The 20904-nt window shown below is 65.7% G+C and carries 21 protein-coding genes, 1 pseudogene and 1 riboswitch; of the genes and pseudogenes, 9 read left to right on the forward strand and 13 right to left on the reverse strand.

The features are described from left to right. Positions 1–58 precede the first annotated feature (58 nt). Together VQ067_RS23420 and VQ067_RS23425 are read right to left on the reverse strand one after the other, a co-directional pair. Positions 59–1339, reverse strand: coding sequence for a sensor histidine kinase (locus VQ067_RS23420; protein ID WP_003094037.1), 1281 nt, complete (start codon positions 1337–1339; stop codon positions 59–61). Beyond that, the gene (locus tag VQ067_RS23425; RefSeq protein WP_003094039.1) at positions 1329–2012 is read right to left on the reverse strand and encodes a response regulator transcription factor; all 684 of its coding nucleotides are present in this window, start codon (positions 2010–2012) and stop codon (positions 1329–1331) included. The genes VQ067_RS23420 and VQ067_RS23425 overlap by 11 nt, the downstream gene beginning before the upstream one ends. A 216-nt stretch (positions 2013–2228) precedes the next feature. Between VQ067_RS23425 and VQ067_RS23430 the strand changes: the two genes are divergently transcribed. Further along, complete coding sequence (locus VQ067_RS23430; protein WP_003094044.1) at positions 2229–3023, forward strand: phosphatase PAP2 family protein; 795 nt, start codon at positions 2229–2231, stop codon at positions 3021–3023. Here VQ067_RS23430 and VQ067_RS23435 read toward each other — a convergent pair. Together VQ067_RS23435 and crcB are read right to left on the reverse strand one after the other, a co-directional pair. Next, positions 2966–3294: pseudogene (locus VQ067_RS23435) on the reverse strand (DUF190 domain-containing protein). The gene VQ067_RS23430 and the pseudogene VQ067_RS23435 overlap by 58 nt on opposite strands. Before the next feature lie 19 nt (positions 3295–3313). Further along, positions 3314–3697, reverse strand: a complete 384-nt coding sequence (crcB, locus tag VQ067_RS23440; RefSeq protein WP_003094051.1) for a fluoride efflux transporter CrcB — start codon at positions 3695–3697, stop codon at positions 3314–3316. Positions 3698–3761: 64 nt separating this feature from the next. Beyond that, a riboswitch (Fluoride riboswitch) is annotated at positions 3762–3824 on the reverse strand. A gap of 102 nt (positions 3825–3926) precedes the next feature. On the opposite strand from crcB, the gene VQ067_RS23445 reads away from it, so the two are divergent. Continuing rightward, a complete protein-coding gene (locus VQ067_RS23445) occupies positions 3927–4613 on the forward strand; it encodes a ParB-like protein (protein ID WP_023875887.1) in 687 nt (228 codons plus the stop codon). A gap of 56 nt (positions 4614–4669) precedes the next feature. Here the strand turns inward: VQ067_RS23445 and groL are convergent, their stop codons facing one another. The 4 genes from groL to VQ067_RS23465 all read right to left on the reverse strand — a co-directional run bounded on the left by groL (position 4670) and on the right by VQ067_RS23465 (position 8123). Then, a complete protein-coding gene (gene groL, locus VQ067_RS23450) occupies positions 4670–6313 on the reverse strand; it encodes a chaperonin GroEL (RefSeq protein WP_003094059.1) in 1644 nt (547 codons plus the stop codon). Positions 6314–6363: 50 nt separating this feature from the next. Next, positions 6364–6657 (reverse strand): co-chaperone GroES, encoded by a 294-nt coding sequence (locus VQ067_RS23455; protein ID WP_003094064.1) that lies wholly within the window; start codon positions 6655–6657, stop codon positions 6364–6366. A gap of 195 nt (positions 6658–6852) precedes the next feature. Next, complete coding sequence (locus tag VQ067_RS23460; RefSeq protein WP_003094066.1) at positions 6853–7320, reverse strand: FxsA family protein; 468 nt, start codon at positions 7318–7320, stop codon at positions 6853–6855. A 68-nt stretch (positions 7321–7388) separates the two neighbouring features. Next, complete coding sequence (locus VQ067_RS23465) at positions 7389–8123, reverse strand: HugZ family pyridoxamine 5'-phosphate oxidase (protein WP_003112758.1); 735 nt, start codon at positions 8121–8123, stop codon at positions 7389–7391. A 108-nt stretch (positions 8124–8231) separates the two neighbouring features. Between VQ067_RS23465 and VQ067_RS23470 the strand changes: the two genes are divergently transcribed. Then, a complete protein-coding gene (locus tag VQ067_RS23470; protein WP_023111783.1) occupies positions 8232–8990 on the forward strand; it encodes an SDR family oxidoreductase in 759 nt (252 codons plus the stop codon). 58 nt (positions 8991–9048) lie between these two features. On the opposite strand, the gene VQ067_RS23475 is transcribed toward VQ067_RS23470, so the two are convergent. Further along, complete coding sequence (locus tag VQ067_RS23475) at positions 9049–10056, reverse strand: DUF481 domain-containing protein (protein WP_003134709.1); 1008 nt, start codon at positions 10054–10056, stop codon at positions 9049–9051. A gap of 114 nt (positions 10057–10170) precedes the next feature. After that, positions 10171–11172, reverse strand: a complete 1002-nt coding sequence (locus tag VQ067_RS23480) for a DUF481 domain-containing protein (protein WP_033939189.1) — start codon at positions 11170–11172, stop codon at positions 10171–10173. Between VQ067_RS23480 and VQ067_RS23485 the strand changes: the two genes are divergently transcribed. Both VQ067_RS23485 and ampG read left to right on the forward strand, forming a co-directional pair. Continuing rightward, complete coding sequence (locus VQ067_RS23485) at positions 11171–11554, forward strand: MGMT family protein (protein ID WP_003112757.1); 384 nt, start codon at positions 11171–11173, stop codon at positions 11552–11554. The two genes, VQ067_RS23480 and VQ067_RS23485, sit on opposite strands and share 2 nt — an antisense overlap. 42 nt (positions 11555–11596) lie before the next feature. Next, on the forward strand, positions 11597–13381 hold the full coding sequence (ampG, locus tag VQ067_RS23490; protein ID WP_003094076.1) for an MFS transporter AmpG: 1785 nt from the start codon (positions 11597–11599) through the stop codon (positions 13379–13381). Between the two features lie 56 nt (positions 13382–13437). Here the strand turns inward: ampG and VQ067_RS23495 are convergent, their stop codons facing one another. Together VQ067_RS23495 and VQ067_RS23500 are read right to left on the reverse strand one after the other, a co-directional pair. Then, positions 13438–14274 (reverse strand): mechanosensitive ion channel family protein, encoded by an 837-nt coding sequence (locus tag VQ067_RS23495; RefSeq protein WP_003094078.1) that lies wholly within the window; start codon positions 14272–14274, stop codon positions 13438–13440. A 232-nt stretch (positions 14275–14506) separates the two neighbouring features. Further along, a complete protein-coding gene (locus VQ067_RS23500; protein ID WP_003094081.1) occupies positions 14507–14986 on the reverse strand; it encodes a YajQ family cyclic di-GMP-binding protein in 480 nt (159 codons plus the stop codon). Positions 14987–15089: 103 nt separating this feature from the next. Here VQ067_RS23500 and VQ067_RS23505 point away from each other — a divergent pair, with 103 nt between their 5' ends. The 4 genes from VQ067_RS23505 to VQ067_RS23520 are packed head-to-tail and all read left to right on the forward strand — an operon-like array spanning position 15090 to position 19868. Continuing rightward, complete coding sequence (locus VQ067_RS23505) at positions 15090–16190, forward strand: GGDEF domain-containing response regulator (protein WP_003110161.1); 1101 nt, start codon at positions 15090–15092, stop codon at positions 16188–16190. 36 nt (positions 16191–16226) lie between these two features. Further along, positions 16227–17138, forward strand: coding sequence for a putative 2-dehydropantoate 2-reductase (locus VQ067_RS23510; RefSeq protein ID WP_340080919.1), 912 nt, complete (start codon positions 16227–16229; stop codon positions 17136–17138). A gap of 50 nt (positions 17139–17188) precedes the next feature. Then, positions 17189–19285 carry a sensor histidine kinase gene (locus VQ067_RS23515; RefSeq protein WP_003094087.1) on the forward strand — a complete coding sequence of 699 codons (2097 nt, stop codon included), beginning with the start codon at positions 17189–17191 and terminating at the stop codon, positions 19283–19285. A 4-nt stretch (positions 19286–19289) separates the two neighbouring features. Further along, entirely contained in the window at positions 19290–19868 is a 579-nt protein-coding gene (locus tag VQ067_RS23520; protein ID WP_003094089.1) for a cob(I)yrinic acid a,c-diamide adenosyltransferase, read from the forward strand. 69 nt (positions 19869–19937) lie between these two features. Here the strand turns inward: VQ067_RS23520 and VQ067_RS23525 are convergent, their stop codons facing one another. Then, positions 19938–20885 carry a Nudix family hydrolase gene (locus VQ067_RS23525; RefSeq protein ID WP_003110158.1) on the reverse strand — a complete coding sequence of 316 codons (948 nt, stop codon included), beginning with the start codon at positions 20883–20885 and terminating at the stop codon, positions 19938–19940. Positions 20886–20904: the final 19 nt, after the last annotated feature.

A 20904-nucleotide genomic window follows, 5' to 3' on the forward strand; every position in this document is an offset into this window, starting at 1 on the left:
GAGACGAACGGTATGAATCCAGCCGTCAAGCTCGGGTCAAGGGGTGGTGAATTTTTCGTCAAGCAACATCGAGTAAAACTTCGAACCGGCAGCCGTGCGGCTCCACCGCGCTGAGGGTTACGCTCCAGCCCTCGGCCGCGCAGATCCGCTTCACCAGCGAGAGCCCGAGGCCAAGGCCTTCGCCGCGCCCGGAGCTGGAACTGCCGCGAACGAAGGGCATGAAGATGCGTTCGCGTTGTTCTTCCGGGACGCCCGCCCCGGTGTCCTCGACGCTGAAACCATGCTCGTCGAGGGTCAGCGTGATGCTCCCGGCATCGGTGTAGTGGGTCGCGTTGCGCAACAGGTTGCCCATCACCGCGCGCAGCAGCGGCGCGTTGAACTGGCCGGCGCAAGCGCCTTCGTTGCGGTAGTGCAGGGTCAGGCCTCGCGCCTCGACCTGTTCGCGCCAGACCTGGACCAGGTCGTCGGCGATGCTCTCCAGGCTACCGTGGGGCGCCAGGCTTTCCTCGCCCTTCTGCGCACGCGCCAGCAACAGGAAGGTTTGCACCAGGTCGCGCATCTCCTCGGTGGCCTTGGTCATCCGCTCCAGTTGGCCACGGGCGCGCGGGCCGAGGCTGGGTTCTTCGGCCAGCAGTTCGCACGAGGTGGCGATGACCATCAACGGCGTACGCAACTCATGACTGACGTCGCTGGTGAACAATTGCTCGCGCTTGAGCGCGTCGCGCAGGCGGCCAAGGGTCTCGTCGAAGGAAGCGGCCAGCTCGCCGACCTCGTCGTTGGCGTAGTCCGGCGCCAACGGCGGCGCCAGACCGAGCAACTGTTCGCGATGCCGCACCTGGCGCGCCAGGCGCACCACCGGCTCCATCACCTTGCGCGCGAGCATCCAGCCAAGCAGGCCGGCCAGGGCGATGCTCAGCACGTAGCCGGTCAGCACCGAGGCGTAGAGCACCTGCTCGCGCGCTTCGAAATCGCTCTGGTCCTGCAGCAGGACGAAACGGCGACCATCGATATCGCGCACCAGCGCATGGAACGACAAGTCGCCCTCGAACACTTCGTGGAAACCGACATCCAGTTGGTCCAGCGCCGGCGGCATGGCGTAGGAGCCCTGGCCGTCGCTGATGAAGAAGCGCATGCCGGGATCGAGCACCGGGTTGCGTCCCTGGGCCAGGTCGTCGCGCAGGATGCGCTCCAGTTCGCCGCCCAGGTCGCGGGAAATCAGGCGCTCCTCGATGATGTGGACCACGCCGACGATGCCGGCGGAGAACAGTCCCCCCACGGCGACCGTCATCAACATGAAGGCGATGACGATCCGGCGGGCGAGGCTCTGCTTATACTCCATTCGGCTCCTCCGCCAGGCGGTAGCCGACGCCATGCACCGTATGCAGCAAGGCCACGGAGAATGGCTTGTCGATCACCTGACGGAGTTGATGGACGTGGCTGCGCAGGCTGTCGCTGTCCGGGCAGTCGTCGCCCCAGACCGCTTCCTCCAGGGCATCCCGGCGCACCACATGGGGGCTCTTCTGCATCAGCACGGCGAGCAGCTTGAGGCCGATCGGGTTGAGCTTGAGCGACTTGCCCGCGCGCTTGACCTCCAGGGTGTCCAGGTCATAGCTCAGATCGGCCACGCTCAGCTCGCGGCGGCCGCCACCCTGGGCGCGACGCAGCACCGCCTCGATGCGTGCGGAAAGTTCGGAAAGGGCGAAGGGCTTGACCAGGTAATCGTCGGCGCCGGAACGAAACCCCTGCAGGCGGTCGTCCAACTGGTCGCGGGCGGTGAGCATGATCACCGGGGTGTCGCGCCGTGCGTCTTCGCGCAGGCGCCGGCACAGGGCATAGCCGTCGATTCCCGGCAGCATCACGTCGAGCACGATCAGGTCGTAGTGCTCGGTGGCCGCCAGATGCAGGCCGGACAGCCCGTCCTGCGCGCAATCCACGGTATAGCCCTTGAGCGACAGGTAATCGGCCAGGTTGGCCAGGATGTCGCGGTTGTCTTCGACCACCAGTATTCGCATGTCCCACTCCTTCGCAGGAAGACCGATCGAGCGCCTCTCGCGCATTTACGGATTCTTCACCGGCGATTCACACCGGCTCTACGCTCGCCACCAGAGACTGCATGGCGTCTTCCATGGCCGCCGATCATAGCGGCTTTGCGGATGCGCACGAACCCCGGCGGTGGATTTAACCAGCGTCGAAGTCAAGAGAACGTCAACGCCAGCGTTGGAGATCGCATGACCCAGGCCGCCGTCCATTCCCCTTCCCGTCCATTCAACCCCTGGCTGTTCCTCGCCCTGCCGCTGGGCCTGGCGGCACTGCTGCTGGCCTTCGAGCCGGTGACCCTCGACCTCGCCCTGGCCAACTTGATGTACGACCCGGGCGCCGGCTTCATCGGCCGGCACAGCTGGTTCCTGGAGAACATCCTGCACGACCGGGTCAAGCAACTGGTGATCGCCATCAGCGTCCTCGGCCTGCTGGTCTCCATCGCCGGACTGTTCCACCGGCCATGGCGCGCACTGAGCAGGCCGCTGGCCTATGTGTTCCTCGCCATGAGCCTTGCAGCCAGCATAGTCACTCCGCTCAAGGCGCTCACCGCCGTGCAGTGCCCCTGGAGCCTGGCGCAGTTCGGCGGCGAGGAAACCTACAGTTCGCTGCTCAGCCCGCGGCCGCCGACCGAGCACCCCGGACGCTGCTGGCCGGGCGGGCACGCATCGTCCGGATTCGTCCTGTTCGCGCTGTTCTTCGCCCTGCGCGACCGCAAGCCCAGGCTGGCGCGCTACGCCCTGGCCTTCGCCTTCGCCATGGGCTGCCTGCTGTCGCTGTCGCGCATGCTGCAAGGTGCGCACTTCCTCTCGCACAACCTGTGGACGATGCTGTTCGACTGGCTGATCTGCCTCGGCCTGTACCGCCTGATGCTCTACCGACCGGAGAAGCGAGGACAGCGCAACGGCGGCGCCGACGAAAACCGCGTTCAGGGAGACGGTTCGTCCGCTCCCAGCACGCCGAACTCGATGGGCACCTTCATGTAGAACAGCCGCACGCCGGCCTGGCGGATCGACTCGAACAGCCGTTCTGCCTGCTCGGGATCGACCGCCATGAGGATTTCCTGCGGCTGGTCGGCCAGCTCGAAGAAATGCATCGAATGCAGCCGGCCGCTCTGGCCGAAGCCTTCGCTGGCAGCCAACGCGGTGGCACCGCGCACGCCCAGGCGGCGCGCCTCTTGCAGCAGCCAGTCGCAGATCGGCTGGCCCTGGTGCAGCGCCCCTGCTGGGTGATGAAGGTCAGTTGATAGCCTTGCATGGTCGGTCCTCCCGCTGCGCTATTTGCCCAGCATCCAGTTCATCGAGAACAACCCCAGCAGAGTCATCAGCAACGAGCCGCTGACGTGCGTCGCGATGGCCCCGGCGGCCCAACCCAGGCGGCCCTCCTGAAGCAGGCTGACGACCTCGGCGGAAAAGGTGGAGAAAGTGGTCAGGCCGCCGCAGAACCCGGTGATGATCAGTAGCCGCCATTCCGGAGCGATGCCCGGCGCCTGGGCGAAATAGGCAATCGCCGCGCCGATGACATAGCCGCCGACCAGGTTGGCCAGCAGCGTGCCGGGGGGAATGCTGGGCAGCAGGCTGTTCAGCTTGAGCCCGAGGAACCAGCGCAGCAACGCCCCCAGGGCGGCGCCGAGGGCGATGGCGAGAATGGATTTCCACATAGTCCTGTCCTTGTAGGAGCGATTCGGACAGGCGGCAGGCGAGCGCCTACGCGCCTTTCCAGGTTCATGCGTAGGCATCATCAGCCCCAGGGGCGGTTGAAGGAGGAATGCCATCTCCTGTCGGCAAGATTGGCACAAAGCGAGGCACCTATCAAAGGCCGGAGTACGCCGGATCGCCCGAAGCGTGCCAGTCTAGGGAACCTTTCCCCTTCCTTCGCCGGAGCCCCCCATGCGCCCAGCCCTGCTGCTTTGCTGCCTGTTCCTGTCCGCCACCGCCCAGGCCGAGGATTGCTCGCCGCAAACCTCTGTCGGTAGCTGGTGCGAGCTGCCGCTCGCGGCCCTCCACCCGACCCAGCAGAATGTCGGCCTGCTGCAGGTCGAGGATGACCAGGCCAAGCTCGCCGGGAAGAAGCCCAAGGCTCTCGAGCGCTACTTGCGCAAGAAGGAGATTCCGGTGGTGATCGGCCCCGGCGGCCGCTTCTACCTCACCGATCGCCATCACCTGAGTAGCGCGCTCTGGCGCCTGGACCCGAAACAGGGCGTACCGGTGAAGGTGATCGGCCGGCTACCCCAGGCCAGCGACTTCTGGAAGAAGATGCAGGAAAACCACTGGGTCTGGCTGCACGATGCGCGTGGCGCGGAGATCCCGCCCGAGGCGCTGCCGGACGCTCTCGCCGGGCTTGGCGACGATCCCTACCGCGCCCTGGCCGGCTACGCCGAGGACGAGAACGCCTTCGACAAGGATCGGCAGAGCTATTTCATCGAATTCCACTGGGCGCGCTATTTCGGCGAACGCATGCACTGGCGGCCGATCAGCCGCGCCACTCTGCCCGACGACCTGAAGCAGGCGCTGCGCCTGGCCTGCGAACCGGCGGCAAAGGAGCTGCCGGGCTACCGCCAGGACTGCCCGCGCTGAGGAATAAAAAAAGCCCCGCCGAAGCGGGGCTTTTCCAACCACAGGGGCCGGTCGGCTTACATCATGCCGCCCATGCCGCCCATGCCGCCCATGTCAGGCATGCCGCCCATGGCCGGCTTGTCTTCCACGATCTCGGCAACCATGGCTTCGGTGGTGATCATCAGACCGCCGATGGAGGCCGCAGCCTGCAGAGCGGAACGAGTGACCTTGGCCGGGTCCAGGATGCCCATCTCGATCATGTCGCCGTACACGCCGGTAGCAGCGTTGAAGCCGTAGTTGCCGGAACCCTGCTTGACCTTGTCGACCACTACGCTCGGCTCGTCGCCGGCGTTGGCCACGATCTGGCGCAGCGGCGATTCGACGGCGCGACGCAGCAGGGCGATACCGACGTTCTGCTCCTCGTTGTCACCCTTCAGGCCTTCGATGGCTTGCAGGGCACGAACCAGGGCTACGCCGCCGCCGGGAACCACGCCCTCTTCCACCGCCGCACGGGTAGCGTGCAGGGCGTCTTCGACGCGGGCTTTCTTCTCTTTCATCTCGACTTCGGTGGCAGCGCCTACCTTGATCACGGCAACACCGCCGGCCAGCTTGGCCAGGCGCTCTTGCAGCTTCTCGCGGTCGTAGTCGGAAGTGGTTTCCTCGATCTGCTTGCGGATCTGCAGGACGCGGGCTTCGATATCAGCCTGCACACCGGCGCCATCGATGATGGTGGTGTTTTCCTTGTTGATCACGACGCGCTTGGCGTTGCCCAGGTGCTCCAGGGTAGCGCCTTCCAGGCTCAGGCCGACTTCTTCGCTGATCACGGTACCGCCGGTGAGGATGGCGATGTCCTGCAGCATGGCCTTGCGGCGGTCGCCGAAGCCCGGAGCCTTGACGGCCGCGACCTTGACGATGCCACGCATGTTGTTCACCACCAGGGTGGCCAGGGCTTCGCCCTCGACGTCCTCGGCGACGATCAGCAGCGGACGGCCGGCCTTGGCGACGGCTTCCAGCACCGGCAGCATTTCGCGGATGTTGGAGATCTTCTTGTCGACCAGCAGCAGCAGCGGGCTATCCAGCTCGGCAGCCATGGTGTCCGGCTTGTTCACGAAGTAGGGGGACAGGTAGCCGCGATCGAACTGCATGCCTTCGACGACGGACAGTTCGTTTTCCAGGCCCGAGCCTTCCTCGACGGTGATCACGCCTTCTTTACCGACTTTTTCCATGGCTTCGGCAATGATCTGGCCGATGGACTCGTCGGAGTTGGCGGAGATGGTGCCTACCTGGGCGATGGCCTTGGTGTCGGCGCAGGGCTTGGCCAGCTCTTTCAGCTGGGCGACGATGGCCACGGTGGCCTTGTCGATGCCACGCTTCAGGTCCATCGGGTTCATGCCGGCGGCAACGGCCTTCAGGCCTTCGTTGACGATGGCCTGGGCCAGGACGGTCGCGGTGGTGGTGCCGTCACCGGCAGCATCGTTGGCCTTGGAGGCAACGTCTTTCACCAGTTGCGCGCCCATGTTCTCGAACTTGTCTTTCAGCTCGATTTCCTTGGCGACGGAAACGCCATCCTTGGTGATGGTCGGAGCGCCGAAGGACTTGTCCAGAACCACGTTGCGGCCTTTCGGGCCGAGGGTGGCCTTGACGGCATCGGCCAGCACGTTCACGCCGACCAGCATTTTCTTGCGAGCGGAATCGCCGAACTTAACTTCTTTGGCAGCCATGTTCTCTTTCCTCTAAATCGAATTCGGTGAAAACGGAGTGGTGAGACCGATCAGTCTTCCAGGACGGCGAGGATTTCGGACTCGCCCATCACCAGCAGTTCCTCGCCATCGACCTTGATGGCGTTGCTGCCGGAGTAAGGCCCGAAGACCACCTTGTCGCCCACCTTCACTGCCAGAGCGCGCACTTCGCCGTTGTCCAGTACACGACCGGTACCTACGGCTACCACTTCACCGCGGTTCGGCTTCTCGGCGGCGGAACCCGGCAGCACGATGCCGCCTGCGGTCTTGGTCTCTTCCTCGCTGCGACGGATAACGACGCGATCATGCAGAGGACGAAGCTTCATAGTCGTAACTCTCCCAAACAGTGGTTTCCAACGGCCGGATCGAAGTCCGGCGGGTTTTGTTGAAGCCGGCGTTGCCGGGTTGCGACTCGACGCGCGAGCCGCGTAAGACAGCCTGCCCTTGTGGCAGGGACCTTGCGGTGACCGTTACATAAGGTCGCCACAAGCCATTTCAAGGGCATGCAGTGAAAATTTTTTTCAGTTGCGCGAATCGTCGCGGCGCTCGTACTCGCCCTCGATGACGTTCGGCCGCGACGGACCCTGTCCGTAGCGGGCGTTCAGGTCGTCGGCAAAGGCGCGCCGGCGCAGCGCCTGCTGTTCGACGCGGCGGCGCAGGCCGCCGAGCATCAGGCGACGGGTGAAAGGAATCAGGCAGAGGATGCCGAAGATGTCGCTGATGAAACCCGGCAGCATCAGCAGGCCGCCGCCGACGGCGATCAACAGGCCTTCGAGCATTTCCTGCTCCGGCAGTTCGCCACGGGCCAGTCGTTCGCGGGCGCGCCAGGCGGTGGCCACACCGGCCACGCGCAACAATGCGGCACCGATGAAGGCGCTGGCGACGATCAGGAACAGGGTCCAGCCGACCCCGATGACACTGCCGACCTTGATCAGGACGGCCAGCTCGACCAGCGGGAAGAGCAACAGCAGAAAGAGGAAAGCGCGCATTTCAGAGTCCTTGGCGGGGCCCGTTTGCCCCCGGTACCACCAGTAGTTGGCGCCAGCCGGGGAAGAATTCAACCCTGCTCCGGCTCGACGGTCGGCCAGCGCTCGGCCCTGGCCAGTTGCACCAGCGCCTGGCGCACGGCCCCGGGGTTGCCGCAGGCGGCGGGGAACGGCAGCCAGTGCAGGCCCTGGCCGATGCGCAGGTGGAAACCTTCTGTATCAATTCCCGCCAGCTGCGCCGCGGCATGCGCCGGCAGTCCGGCCAGTTCCACATAGTGGGCGATGGCGGCGGCGTGGTCGCTGTTCATGTGCTCGACCATGCCGCGCTCGGCTTCTCCGGCGAACGGATTGGCCAGCGGCACGCGCTCGGCGGCCAGCCAGTGGATCGCGCCGAAACCGCCGATGAAACGCCACTGGACCGGCTGCAGCACCCAGAAATCGAAATCGTGGACCCGATGGTAGTCGGCGGACTCGGGGAAATAGCGGTAATAGCGCTCGGCCGCCGCGGCGACCTCCTCCTCCGCCAATTGCCGCGCCTCGGCCAGCAGGGTGAGGCGGCCGACAGCCTGGATATCCTCGGCGCCGCGCTCGCCTACCAGCATCGAGCAGCGCGGGTCCGCCTGCAGGTTGTGGGTGTGCTGGGCGATCCGGCTGATCAGGATCAGCGGCCGGCCTTCAGCATCCAGGCAATAGGGAACCACCGAGCCGAAAGGAAAGCCCGGCCATTTCTTCGAGTGGGTGGAAAGGACCGCACGGTATTCCTTGAGCAGCAATTCTCGGGCATTCTTTGCAGCTTCAACGCTCAATTTATGACTCCTTGCATAGAATCCGTCGTAAACGGACGGGCATATCAAAGTACGTTCGCAGGTGCCGGCAAGGTCCGCTTCCAGAAACTGCTCGTGGGGTTCCAAGCAATGCAATTGAAAGACAAGGTCATCATCATCACCGGCGGCTGCCAGGGGCTCGGTCGGGCAATGGGCGAATATCTCGCCGGCAAGGGCGCCAGGCTGGCCCTGGTCGATCTCAACCGCGAACGTCTCGACGAAGCCGTCGCTGCCTGCAAGGCCGCCGGCGGCGACGCTCGCGCCTACGTGTGCAACGTGGCGGACGAGGAACAGGTTACCCACATGGTGGCCCAGGTCGCCAGCGACTTCGGCGCGATCAACGGCCTGATCAACAACGCCGGCATCCTCCGCGACGGCCTGACCATCAAGGTCAAGGACGGCCAGTTGAGCAAGATGAGCCTGGCCCAATGGCAATCGGTGATCGACGTCAACCTCACCGGTGTGTTCCTTTGCACCCGCGAAGTGGCGGCGAAGATGATCGAGCTGAAGAACGAAGGCGCGATCGTCAACATTTCCTCGATCTCCCGCGCCGGCAACATGGGCCAGGCCAACTACTCGGCAGCCAAGGCCGGGGTCGCCGCGGATACCGTGGTCTGGGCGAAGGAACTGGCGCGCTACGGCATCCGCGTGGCCGGCGTGGCGCCGGGCTTCATCGAGACCGAGATGACCGCCGGGATGAAACCCGAGGCGCTGGAGAAGATGACCGCCGGCATCCCTCTGAAGCGCATGGGCAAGCCGGTGGAGATCGCCCACTCGGTGGCCTACATCTTCGAGAACGACTACTACACCGGCCGCGTTCTCGAACTGGACGGCGGCCTGCGCCTGTAGGCCCCGGCCCGGCAAGGAAAAAGCCCCGCTATCGCGGGGCTTTTTCGTGCAGGCCGGCTTACCAGCCGACCCCGAGGCCGAAGGTATAGCGGCGCTGGTTGACGTTGCCGTCGTTGCCGCTGAACTTGTCCCATTCCGCCTTCATGCTCAGCGAAGCCCAACTGGTCAGCTTGTAGCGGATCCCCGCCTCGGTCTGCAGCTCGTAGTCCAGGCCGGATTGCAGCGGCTTGCTGACCTCGCCGTTGGTGAACAGCTCGAACTGCTTGGCCAGCAGGTAGCGGTTGTAGTCCCACTTGAAGCTCGACGAATAGAAGTGTTCCTTCTCGCCGTCGGCGAACTCGTAGTCGTTGCGGTTGACCAGGGTGGCAATGGAGAACGCGCCCAGCTCGTTGTCCCAGAACTGGTAGCCGGGGCCGGTACCGACGGTACGCTTCTTCGCCAGGTCCTCGATCATGTCGCGCTTGTAGGCGACCTGGCCCTGCCAGAACCAGTGGTCGTCGATGAAGCGGTCCAGCGCGTACTGGCCGGAATAATTGTCGGTGCTGACCAGGCCGTTCTTCTTCTCGCGGTTGTACTCGCCCTGCACGTTGTGGCGCCAGAGTCCGTGGCGGGCGTTGGTCTTGAAATCGATGTCGTAGTCGGACACATCGTTCTCGGCCTGCTTGCGGTCCAGCGAGAAATCGACGTTGCCGTTCCATACCCAGTCCTGGAGGATCGGCTTGGGCGGCATCATCTGCTGGATGCTGGCCAGCTCCACGGTCTTCGGCTCGCCGTTGACCAGGGTCACCTGGCCCGGCCCGGCGGCCCTGATGCCCTTGGAATGCTCGCCGGTCTCGGCATCCTGCTTGACCAGCAGGTTCTGCTCGCTCTCGAAGGTGGAGATCTTGTCCCACTTGAGCGTGATGTCGCCGCCATAGTCGGTCTTCAGCAGCAGCTTGCCGCCGTCGAACAGGGTGATCTTGCCGGTAAGGCGGTCACCGTTCTTCATCCAGACCGTATCGGCAAGGGCTGAGGTGGAACTTGCAAGGGCAGCGAGGCACAGCAGGATTCTCGACAACATGAGCACAAATCAACTGAGTTGGGTTCGAAGAGGCCGGCATTATCCAAATGCCGGGCGGCAGAGCAAGGACCGGGGCACGGGCGGTAAAGTTCAGCCGGATCGACCGAAAGGTGAGCCGCGTCACCAGCCGACGCCGACCCCGATCAGGTAGTGCCGGTCGGACTGGGTGCCCCCCTCGGTGCGCAACTGGTCCAGTTCATAGAGGAACGAAAGACGCGCCCAACTGTTCAGGCGATAGCGCAGGCCGTATTCGCTGTCGAGCAGGTAGTCGATCCGCTCGATGCCGGGAACCAGCACGGTTCCCTTGCTGTACAGCTCCAGCCGGGTCCCGGCGAGCAGCCGCTTGTAGTCCCACTCCAGCGAATAGGAGGTGAAATCCTCGCGCGGCTGATCGCGCCACTCCAGTTGCCAGCGACTGATCTCGGCGACCAGGTCGAAACGCCCGAGTTCGTCGTCCCAGAACTGGTAGCCGGGGCCGGTTCCCAGCGCGCTCTGGCGCTCCAGGTTGTCGATCGCATCGTGCTTCTGCGAATAGCTGCCACGCCAGAACCAGTGTTCGTCGAAGAAGCGATCGAGGTCGTAGTCCAGCTCCCAGTTGTCCTCGACCTTGCGCCCATCCTTCTTTTCCCGCTCCACTTCCCCCGCCAGCACGTGGCGCCAGGCGCCGTGGCGAAGCCGGGTATCACCCTTGAGCTTCCATTCGTCCTTGTCGCTGTCGTTGCGCTTGCTGTCCAGCTTGACGTCGAGATTGCCCTCCCAGACCAGGTCCTCCACCAGCGGTCGCGGCGGCACCATCTGGCGAATACTGGCCAGCGGGACGGTATGGCTGCCGCCATCGACGATCCGCACCATGCCCTTGCCCGCCGCCTCCAGGGTTCGGCTACGCTGCCCGGATACGCCCTGCTGCTTGATCAGCAGGGGTTTGTCGGAACTGATGGTGTCGATATCCTTCCAATCGATCAGCACCTGGCCGGCATAACGGGTCTTCAGCGCCAGCTTGCCGCCGTCCATCAGCACGATCTCGCCGGACAGGCGGTCACCGTTGTCCAGCCATACGGTGTCGGCCAGCACGGGGCCGGCCAGGAGCATCACGACGATTGAACAGAGGGCTCTGAGCGACATGGGCGTTCACAAGGCGGACAGGAAAGGGAAAACCGATGAGCATGCCTGGGCCGGCAGCGACCCGGCAAGTGCCCAGGCGCGCCGCGAGGCCCTGTACCTGGTGCTGGCGCAGGTGCCGCCGGGGCAGGTGGTCAGCTACGGGCAACTGGCCGAACTGGCCGGCCTAGGCCGCGCCGCCCGCTGGGTCGGCAGGACGCTCAGCCAGTTGCCGGTGGATACCCGCCTGCCCTGGCATCGGGTTCTCGGCGCCGGCGGTCGCATCAGCCTGCCGGCGGACAGTCCCGGCGGTCGCGAACAACGCGCACGCTTGCGCGAGGAAGGCGTTCTCCTGCACAACGACAGGGTGGACATACGTCGGCATGGCTGGCTTACAGCGAAGTAGAGCGGTTAGAGTGCGCGTTATTTTTTGCGGAACGGTTACCCCATGACTCAGCAATCCTGGCGAGAGGCCCTGGTCGCCTACAAGTCTCCCGCCAGCCTGGCCCTCCTGCTGCTCGGCTTCGCCGCCGGCCTGCCCACCATGCTGGTGTTCAACACCCTGTCGGTGTGGCTGCGCGAAGCCGGCGTGGCGCGGGATACCATCGGTTTCGCCAGTTGGCTGGGGCTGGTGTACGCCTTCAAGTGGGTCTGGTCGCCGATGCTCGACCAGTGGCGCCTGCCCTTCGTCGGCCGTCTCGGCCGGCGCCGTTCCTGGCTGGTGTTCTCGCAGGTGCTGATCGCCCTGGGACTGCTCGGCATGGCCCTGTGCAATCCGCAGAGCCACCTGCCCTGGCTGATCGGCCTGGCCCTGCTGGTGGCGTTCGCCTCCGCCACCCAGGACATCGCGATCGACGCCTACCGCCTGGAAATCGCCGAGGATAGCCGCCAGGCCGCCCTCGCTGCCTGCTACATGACCGGCTACCGCGCGGCAATCCTGCTGGCCAGCGCCGGCGCGCTGATTCTCGCCGAATGGTTCGGCTCCACCAGCCTCAACTACAGCCAGTCGGCCTGGGGCCTGACCTATGCGTTGTTCGCCCTGCTGATCCTGCCCGGGCTGGTCACCAGCCTGCTGATCCGCGAGCCGGCGGTGGACGTGCCGATCCACGTCAACCCGTCGCGTTTCGACTTCAACCACCAACTGCTCTCGGTGCTCCTGCTGCTGATCCTGCTGATCTCGCTGCCGGCGATGATCACCGCCCTCCTCGACCGCGCCTGGCCGCGCGCCGGCCTCTACGCGCTGCTCATGGGGATCTGCCTGTCGCCGTGGGGACGCCAGCAGATTCGCCCGGTCCGCGAACTGCTCGCCACCGTGCGCAGGCCGCTGCTGGTGGCGGCGCGCGGCAAGGAAGTGCCGCTGTTCGATTTCGTCCACCAGGCGGTCTCGGTGATGGTGCTGATCATCCTCCTCGTCACCGTCACCGCCATGTGCCGCGCCTACTACTCCGGTGCCTGGCCGCGCGGCACGCTGTTCCTGCTGATCGCCGCGTCCTGCCTGTCGGCACCCGGGCGCCTGCTGATGGCCCCGGTGCTGACGCCGATCACCGAGTTCGTCCAGCGTTATCGCTGGCAGGCCCTGCTGCTGCTCGGCCTGATCTCCACCTATCGCCTGTCGGACACGGTGATGGGGGTGATGGCCGGGGTCTTCTACATCGACATGGGCTTCTCCAAGGAAGTCATCGCCAGCGTCAGCAAGGTCTTCGGCGTACTCATGACCCTGATCGGCGCCGCCGCCGGCGGGGTGCTGATCGCCCGCTTCAGCATCCTCTCCATCCTGTTCATCGGCGGTGCCGCTTCGGCTGCCACCAACCTGCTGTTCGCCATGCTCGCCCAGCTCGGCCCGCTGCACGCCGAGGCCCTGCCCAGCCATGACGTGATCAGCCTGGTGATGGCGCTCGAGCCGCACGTGCTGATGCTGGTGATGACCATCACCCTCGACAACTTCAGCGGCGGCCTCGCCGCCTCGGCCTTCGTCGCCTACCTGTCGAGCCTGACCAACCTGAAGTTCTCCGCCACCCAGTACGCCATGCTCAGCTCGACCATGCTCCTGCTGCCGCGCTTCATCGGCGGCTACTCCGGAACCATGGTCGAGAGCCTCGGCTACGAGCACTTCTTCTACGTCACCGCGGTGATGGGCATTCCCACCCTGCTGCTGATCGGCTGGTTGTGGCTGCGCCGCGCGCCGTCCAGCGAGACGCCGGCGCCGGGTCACCAGAACGCCGAGCAGCACTGAGGCAAGAATGAAAAAGGCCGGCATTCGCCGGCCTTTTTCGTGGATCGTGCGGGCCCTCAGTCGGCCATCGCGCCCTGCACAACCTTGACCACCCGCTGCGGGAAGGGAATGCCGATACCTTCCTTGCCCAGCGCGTCGCGGGCCTTTTCGTTGAACATGAACATCACGTCCCAGTAGTCGGCGTTCTTCACCCAGACCCGCAGGGACAGGGTAATCGCGCTTTCGCCGAGATTGGAAACCACCGCCACCGGTGCCGGGTCCTTCAGAACCCGCGGGTCGTCGGCCATGGCCAGGAGAATGTTCTGCGCATTCTTCAGGTCGGCGTCGTAGTCGATGCCGACGTCGAAGATCACCTTGCGCAGCGGCTCGGCGGAGTAGTTGGTCACCGTTCCGTTGGACAGCGCCCCGTTGGGCACGATGATCCGCTTGTTGTCGCCGCTACGCAGCACGGTGTGGAAGATCAGGATCGAATCCACGGTGCCGGCCACGCCCTGCGCCTCGATCCAGTCGCCGACCTTGAACGGGCGGAACAGCAGGATCAGCACGCCGCCAGCGAAGTTAGCCAGGCTGCCCTGCAGGGCCAGGCCGATGGCCAGGCCGGCGGCGCCGATGGCGGCGACGAAACTGGTGGTCTGGATGCCGATCATGGAAGCCACGCTGACCACCAGCAGGATCTTCAGGACGATGCTCACCAGGCTGCCGACGAAGCCCTGCAGGGTGCGGTCGACGCTGCGCCTGGCGAGCAGGCCGCCGACCCGGCCGGTCAGGGTGTTGATCAGCCACCAGCCGATCGCCAGGGTCAGCAGCGCCAGGGCGACCTTGCCGCTGTACTCCAGCACGATCGGCAGCCAGGACTCGGTCTGCTGCACCAGTCGGTCGTAGTTCAATTCCATGCATTACCTCCATTTCTCGAAAAAACACCCCTCCCTTCCGCAACGGAAACGGGACGGGCTTGCAGATTCCTGCCCGGACGCCGTGGGCCGACGTTCCCGGGCCTGGATACGAATCGGCGCAGCGCGGACGAACCGACGCTGCGCCGACAGGGGCGGACAACGCGGGAGAGGTCGCGGCGGCGCTACTCCCTATTGCGATGCCCGGGATGGCGAGAGGTTCCGAAAAACCTCGTCAATCGCGGAAGTTGGTGAACTGCAGCGGCATGCCGAGGGATTCGCCGCGCAGCAGGGCGATGGCCTCCTGCAGATCGTCGCGCTTCTTGCCGGTGACGCGCACCTGCTCGCCCTGGATGGCGGCCTGGACCTTGAGCTTGCGCTCCTTGATCAGGCCGACGATCTTCTTCGCCAGGTCCTTGTCGATGCCCTCGCGGAAGTTCACTTCCTGCTTGACCACCTTGCCCGACGGGTAGGCATCCTTGATCTCCATGCACTGGCTGTCGACCTTGCGCTTGACCAGGTTGGAACGCAGGATGTCGAGCATCTGCTCGAGCATGAAATCGGCTTCGGCGGTGAGGGTCACCGACTTGTCCTTGGCTTCGAAACTGCATTTGCCTTTCAGGTCGAAACGGCGATCCAGTTCCTTGATGGCGTTGTCCACGGCGTTGGTCAACTCGTGTTTGTCCAGTTCGGACACCACGTCGAACGAAGGCATGTCATCTCTCCAGATGGACGGCGCGACAGGGTTCACAGACGGAACCGCGCCTGGCTTGACGGTAAAAAATGCCCGCCCATTATAACCGAGCCCTCGCGAGCGAATGCCCGCCGGTGTGGCGGAGACCGACGATTTCTTCCCGATGGCGCGCGCGATCGCGGCCGGGACCCGGCCTCCCGCGACGAACCGGGCCCTTGCCGGCAGCGTACCGGCGCCCATCCTCTTCTCGAGTCCGTTCATGCCCAACCCCGATCTCAGCATCCTGGTCGTCGACGACGCCAAGTTTTCCAGCGCCATGATCGGCCGCGCCCTCAGCCAGGCCGGCTACCAGGACATCCGCTTCGCCAGCAGCGCCAGCGAGGCCCTGCAGCAGCTCGAACAACGCCCGGTCAGCGTGCTCCTGGCCGACTGGCTGATGCCGGAGATGGACGGCCTGGAACTGACCGCCCGGGTCCGCCAACTGGACGAAAGCATCAACCACTACACCTACATCGTCCTGCTCACCGGCAAGGAAGGCGAGAACGTCCTCGGCGAGGCCTTCGACCGCGGCGTCGACGACTTCGTCAGCAAGGCCGCAATGAACGAGCAACTGGTGCCGCGCATCTACGCAGCCGACCGCCTGTGCAACACCCTGCAACGGTTGCTGGTGGAAAACCGCCTGCTCACCGAAAACATCGCGCGGATGGAAGAACGCAACCTGGTGGATACCCTCACCGGCCTCGGCAATCCCCGCTACCTGCGCCAGAAGCTGGCCGACAGCCTGCGCCAGGTGGAAACCCGCGGTGGAGCGCTGTGCTACCTGCTGGTCGGCATGCCCGAGGCACCGGTCCTGCGCCAGCGGCACGGCGAGGCCTTCCATCGCGAGCTGCTGCTCGGCGTGGCCAGGCGCCTGCAACAGCTGGTCCGGCCGCTGGACGTGCTGGTGCGCCTGGACGAGCAGCATTTCGCCCTGATCACCTTGGTGGAGGACCTGCACGAATGCTCGTCGAGCAGCTTCAAGCGGCTGCACGACGGGCTCAACCTGAAGGCCTTCAAGACCAGCGAAGGCTTCATCAGCCTGAAAGCCGGCATCGCCATGCTCGGCCTCGACAGCGGGGCATTGCCGCTGGGCATCGACGAACTGCTGCAGCGCACCGAGGCCCTGTTGCCCGATGCCTATGCCAGCGGCAGGATCGCAACCTGCCGGCTACCGGCACTGCGCTAGACTTCGCTCTATCGTCAGCCATTCGCAGTAGCCACCATGACCTGGCATATCCTCGGCGCCGGTAGCCTCGGCAGCCTCTGGGCCGCGCGCCTCGGGCGCGCCGGCCTGCCCGTCCGCCTGATCCTGCGCGACCGCCAGCGCCTGCGCCGCTACCAACAGGCCGGCGGACTGAGCCTGGTGGAAGACGGCCAGGCCAGCCTCTACCCGATCGCCGCGGAAACCCCGGACGGCGGGCAACCCATCCAGCGCCTGCTGCTGGCCTGCAAGGCCTACGACGCGGAGGAAGCCGCCTCCAGCGTGGCCCATCGCCTGGCCGGCAACGCCGAACTGCTGTTGCTGCAGAACGGCCTGGGCAGCCAGCAGGCGGTCGCCGCCCGCCTGCCGCGCAGCCGCTGCCTGTTCGCCTCCAGCACCGAAGGCGCGTTCCGCGATGGCGATTTCCGCGTGGTCTTCGCCGGCCGCGGGCACACCTGGCTCGGCGATCCGCGCGACACAAGCGCCCCCGCCTGGCTGGCGCAGCTGTCCCAGGCCGGGATCCCGCACAGCTGGAGCGACGACATCCTCGAACGCCTGTGGCGCAAGCTGGCCCTGAACTGCGCGATCAACCCGCTGACCGTCCTCCACGATTGCCGCAACGGCGGCCTGCGGCAGCACCCGGAAGAGATCGCCGCGCTTTGCGACGAACTCGGCCAGTTGCTCCACGCCAGCGGCTACGACGCCGCCGCCAGGAGCCTGCTGGAGGATGTCCGGGCGGTGATCGACGCCACCGCGGCCAACTATTCCTCGATGCATCAGGACGTCACCCGCGGCCGGCGCACGGAAATCGGCTATCTGCTCGGCTACGCCTGCCAGCATGCGCAGCGCCTGGGACTACCGCTGCCGCGCCTGGGAACCTTGCTCGCCCGCCTCCAGGCCCATCTGCGCCAGCGCGGTTTGCCCGACCGCTAAAGCGCGTTACCCTGCCCGCCATTCCTTTTCGCCGCGGACCGCCAGAGCCCATGAACCTGCGCCAGCGCCTCGACAACCTGCCCGTAGGGCAGAAACTGCTCGCCGCCCTGCTGATCCTGCTGGCCACCGTGCTGCTGGTGGCCAACCTGGCGTTCATCAGCGCCGCCTACTGGATTTCCCAGGAGAGCGTCGCCCCCCAGGCGATGCAGACCATCGGCCGGCTGATCGCCAACCCGGCGCTCAGCCAGCCGGCACTCAGTTCGCCGCAGACCGCCGAGGTCCTGCTGCGCCAGCTCAACGATTACCAGCCGTTGCGCGCCGCGGCCCTGTACGACAGCAATGGGCTGATGCTGGCCGACCTGCAACGCGGCGACACCCTCAAGCTGCCGACCCGCCTGGACCGCCTGGAGCACTGGAGGCGCGGCGAGTACCGCCTCAACGCGCTGATCGAACTGCCCCAGGAAAACGCCCGCCCCGGCTACCTGTTGCTGGTGGCCAGCGGTGAACTGCCGAGCGCGTTCTACACCGGAACCCTCACCGCCAGCCTGGCGATCCTCGGCGTCAGCGTGCTGCTCTGGCTGCTGGTGGCGCAGCAGATACGCCGCCTGATCACCCGGCCGATCCGCGATCTCGAGGAACTGTCGCGGCAGGTCACCCGCGAGGAGAACTACGCCCTCCGCGCCCAGCGCGGCAACGGCGACGAGATCGGCCGCCTGGCCGACGCGTTCAACACCATGCTGACCCGCATCGAGGCCCGCGAGCAACAGCTTAAGCGCGCCCGCGACGATGCCCAGGAAGCGGTCGAGCAGGCCCAGAGCCTGGCCGAGGAAACCCGCCGCTCGAACCGCAAGCTGGAACTGGAAGTGCAGGTGCGCAGCAAGATCGAGAAGAAGCTCACCGGTTTCCAGCACTACCTCAACAGCATCATCGACTCCATGCCTTCGGCGCTGATCGCGGTGGACGAGCAACTCTACGTCACGCAGTGGAACCAGGAGGCCAGCCAGCTTTCCGGCACCAGCCTGGACGATGCGGTCAACCAGCCGGTGTTCCTCGCCTTTCCCTCGCTCAAGCCGTTCCTTCCGCAGCTCACCCGGGCTGCCGAGAAGCACAGCGTGGAGCGTGTCGAACGGGTCACCTGGGCGCTGATCGACACGCCGCGCCACTACGCCCTGACCTTCTACCCGCTGATGGGCGGCACCGGCCGCGGCGCGGTGATCCGCATCGACGACATCACCCAGCGGCTGAGCCTGGAAGAAGTGATGGTGCAATCGGAGAAGATGCTCTCGGTCGGCAGCCTCGCCGCCGGCATGGCCCACGAGATCAACAACCCGCTCGGCGCGATCCTGCACAACGTGCAGAACATCAAGCGGCGCCTGTCCCCGGAGCTGGCGAAGAACGTCGAGCTGGCGGCCGAGGTCGGAGTGCCGCTGGAAGACATCAATCACTACCTCGACGGCCGCGACATCCCGCGCCTGCTGGAAGGCATCCAGCACGCCGGCTCGCGGGCAGCGAAGATCGTCACCCACATGCTCGCCTTCAGCCGCCGCAGCCACCGGCAGATGACCGCTTGCGAACTGCCCGCACTGCTCGAACAGGCGGTGGAAATCGCCGGCAACGACTTCGACCTGGCCGAAGGCTTCGACTTCAAATCGTTGCAGATCGTCCACGAGTTCGACCCCAACCTCGGCCCGGTGCCGGTGATCGCCAACGAGGTCGAGCAGGTCCTGCTCAACCTGCTGAAGAACGCCGCCCAGGCCATCCACCAGCGCGACGACGAAGAGGAAGGCGAACAGGGTCGGATCGTCCTGCGCACGCGCCTGACGCCGCCCTGGGCGGAAGTCCAGGTGGAAGACAACGGCAGCGGCATGCCCGAACTGGTGCGCAAGCGTATCTTCGAGCCGTTCTTCACCACCAAGGAAGTCGGCCAGGGCACCGGTCTCGGCCTGTCCGTCTCGTATTTCATCATCACCAACAATCACAAGGGCCAGATGGAAGTACGCTCGGAACTGGGCCGCGGCACCTGCTTCAGCATCCGCCTGCCGCTGGAAAGCTCCGAAGCGGTCGCCCCGGCACAAGCCAAGGCCCTGCCGCCCGCTCTGCCGCAACCCGGTAGCAGCCTGCGGCGGGGCGACGAAGAGGAAGGTTGAAACCATGGGCAATCGATTGTCGAAGATCTACACCCGTACCGGCGACCGCGGCGAGACCGGCCTGGCCGGCGGACGCCGGGTGCCCAAGAGCCATCCACGCATCGAGGCGATCGGCGCGGTGGACGAATTGAACAGCCAGTTGGGCCTGCTCCTTGCCGAGCTGCTGGAAGCGCGTGGCGCACATCCCGGCCTGGAGGAGATCGTCCAGGCGCTGGCGCCAGTGCAACACCGCCTGTTCGACCTCGGCGGGGAGCTGGCGATGCCGGAGTATCGGGCCCTGGACGAGACGGAAGTGGCACGCCTGGAAAGCTGCATCGACCGCTGGAACGACGAGCTGGGCCCGCTGAAGAATTTCATCCTCCCCGGCGGTTCCCGCCTGGTCGCCCAGGCCCATGTCTGCCGCAGCCTGGCGCGCAGTGCCGAACGGCGCTGCCAGGCGCTGGACCAGGAGGAAACGCTGGAGGGCGTCGGCCTGCGCTACCTGAACCGGCTCTCCGACCTGCTGTTCGTCGCCGCCCGCGCCATCGCTCGGCGCCAGGGCGTGGCGGAGATTCTCTGGGAGGCGGCGGCAAAACCGGACTGACGGCGAGCGAGGGCTCGGCATCGAGACGAAAAAAGGAGGCCGAAGCCTCCTTTTTTCTTCATTCCACCGTCAAAGGCCGCCCGGCCAGAACGCACGGATACCCGCCACGCCCTGGGCTCCATGCTCCCAAGCCTGCTCGGCTTGCTGCGGACCGACGCCACCCAGCAGGTAGACCGGCTGGTTGAAGCCGGCGATCAGTTCGGCGGCCTTGTCCCAACCCAGCGCCGGCTCGCCGGGATGGCTCTCGGTCGGCTGTACCGGCGAAAGGGTGACGAACTCCACTCCCATCGAGGCGGCCAGGGCCAGTTCCTCCGCGTCGTGGCAGGAAGCGGCCAGCAGGCGCCCTTCGGGGAACGGCCGACCGGCGCTGGCGTATTTGCGCAGTTGAGCGGAGGTCAGGTGCCAGCCGGCAGCCGGGAAGTCGCCCAGCCACTCCAGCGGGCCTTTCAGCATCAGTTGCGCCTTGCCGGCGCAGAGTCCCTGGATATCGATGGCGAGATCGCGGTATTCGGGACTGAACATGTTCGGCGCGCGCAACTGGATGAGGCGGATGCCCGCCTCCACCGCCTTGCGTACGCCGCTGATCAGCTCGCCCGGCTCCAGGCCGTCCGGGGTGATCAGATAGTGCGCCGGCAGGCGCGCGGCCTGGACGATCGGCGCGTTGGCGGCGGGGAACTCGTAGTCCGCCAGCTCGCGCGGCTCCACCCAGGCCAGCGGTTGGCCCTCGACGCCGTGGGCTTCGCCGGAAAACCCGTCGACCTCCCAGACATCGAGCAGGACATGCTTGTCGGCATAGTCGTGGCGAACCTGGATCAGCGGCCGGGCCCGCTCGACACGGATGCCCAGTTCCTCTTCCAGCTCACGGGCCAACGCCGCGCGCACCGGCTCGCCGTCCTCCACCTTGCCCCCGGGAAACTCCCACAGGCCGCCCTGATGCTTGTCTTCCGGCCGCCGGGCGATCAGCACCCGGCCATCGGAGCCACGAATCACGGCCGCGGCAACATGTACTCGTTTCACGGATCATCTCCTCGCTACT

This window comes from Pseudomonas sp. KBN12P06040 (assembly GCF_037574965.1).
In the GTDB taxonomy this organism is placed as follows: Bacteria; Pseudomonadota; Gammaproteobacteria; order Pseudomonadales; family Pseudomonadaceae; genus Pseudomonas; species Pseudomonas aeruginosa.

Coding starts and splice junctions, on each gene's coding strand:
- VQ067_RS23420 (WP_003094037.1), bottom strand. CDS start 1,339: ATGGAGTATAAGCAGAGCCTCGCCCGCCGGATCGTCATCGCCTTCATG.
- VQ067_RS23425 (WP_003094039.1), bottom strand. CDS start 2,012: ATGCGAATACTGGTGGTCGAAGACAACCGCGACATCCTGGCCAACCTG.
- VQ067_RS23430 (WP_003094044.1), top strand. CDS start 2,229: ATGACCCAGGCCGCCGTCCATTCCCCTTCCCGTCCATTCAACCCCTGG.
- crcB (WP_003094051.1), bottom strand. CDS start 3,697: ATGTGGAAATCCATTCTCGCCATCGCCCTCGGCGCCGCCCTGGGGGCG.
- VQ067_RS23445 (WP_023875887.1), top strand. CDS start 3,927: ATGCGCCCAGCCCTGCTGCTTTGCTGCCTGTTCCTGTCCGCCACCGCC.
- groL (WP_003094059.1), bottom strand. CDS start 6,313: ATGGCTGCCAAAGAAGTTAAGTTCGGCGATTCCGCTCGCAAGAAAATG.
- VQ067_RS23455 (WP_003094064.1), bottom strand. CDS start 6,657: ATGAAGCTTCGTCCTCTGCATGATCGCGTCGTTATCCGTCGCAGCGAG.
- VQ067_RS23460 (WP_003094066.1), bottom strand. CDS start 7,320: ATGCGCGCTTTCCTCTTTCTGCTGTTGCTCTTCCCGCTGGTCGAGCTG.
- VQ067_RS23470 (WP_023111783.1), top strand. CDS start 8,232: ATGCAATTGAAAGACAAGGTCATCATCATCACCGGCGGCTGCCAGGGG.
- VQ067_RS23485 (WP_003112757.1), top strand. CDS start 11,171: ATGGGCGTTCACAAGGCGGACAGGAAAGGGAAAACCGATGAGCATGCC.
- VQ067_RS23480 (WP_033939189.1), bottom strand. CDS start 11,172: ATGTCGCTCAGAGCCCTCTGTTCAATCGTCGTGATGCTCCTGGCCGGC.
- ampG (WP_003094076.1), top strand. CDS start 11,597: ATGACTCAGCAATCCTGGCGAGAGGCCCTGGTCGCCTACAAGTCTCCC.
- VQ067_RS23495 (WP_003094078.1), bottom strand. CDS start 14,274: ATGGAATTGAACTACGACCGACTGGTGCAGCAGACCGAGTCCTGGCTG.
- VQ067_RS23500 (WP_003094081.1), bottom strand. CDS start 14,986: ATGCCTTCGTTCGACGTGGTGTCCGAACTGGACAAACACGAGTTGACC.
- VQ067_RS23505 (WP_003110161.1), top strand. CDS start 15,090: ATGCCCGCCGGTGTGGCGGAGACCGACGATTTCTTCCCGATGGCGCGC.
- VQ067_RS23510 (WP_340080919.1), top strand. CDS start 16,227: ATGACCTGGCATATCCTCGGCGCCGGTAGCCTCGGCAGCCTCTGGGCC.
- VQ067_RS23515 (WP_003094087.1), top strand. CDS start 17,189: ATGAACCTGCGCCAGCGCCTCGACAACCTGCCCGTAGGGCAGAAACTG.
- VQ067_RS23520 (WP_003094089.1), top strand. CDS start 19,290: ATGGGCAATCGATTGTCGAAGATCTACACCCGTACCGGCGACCGCGGC.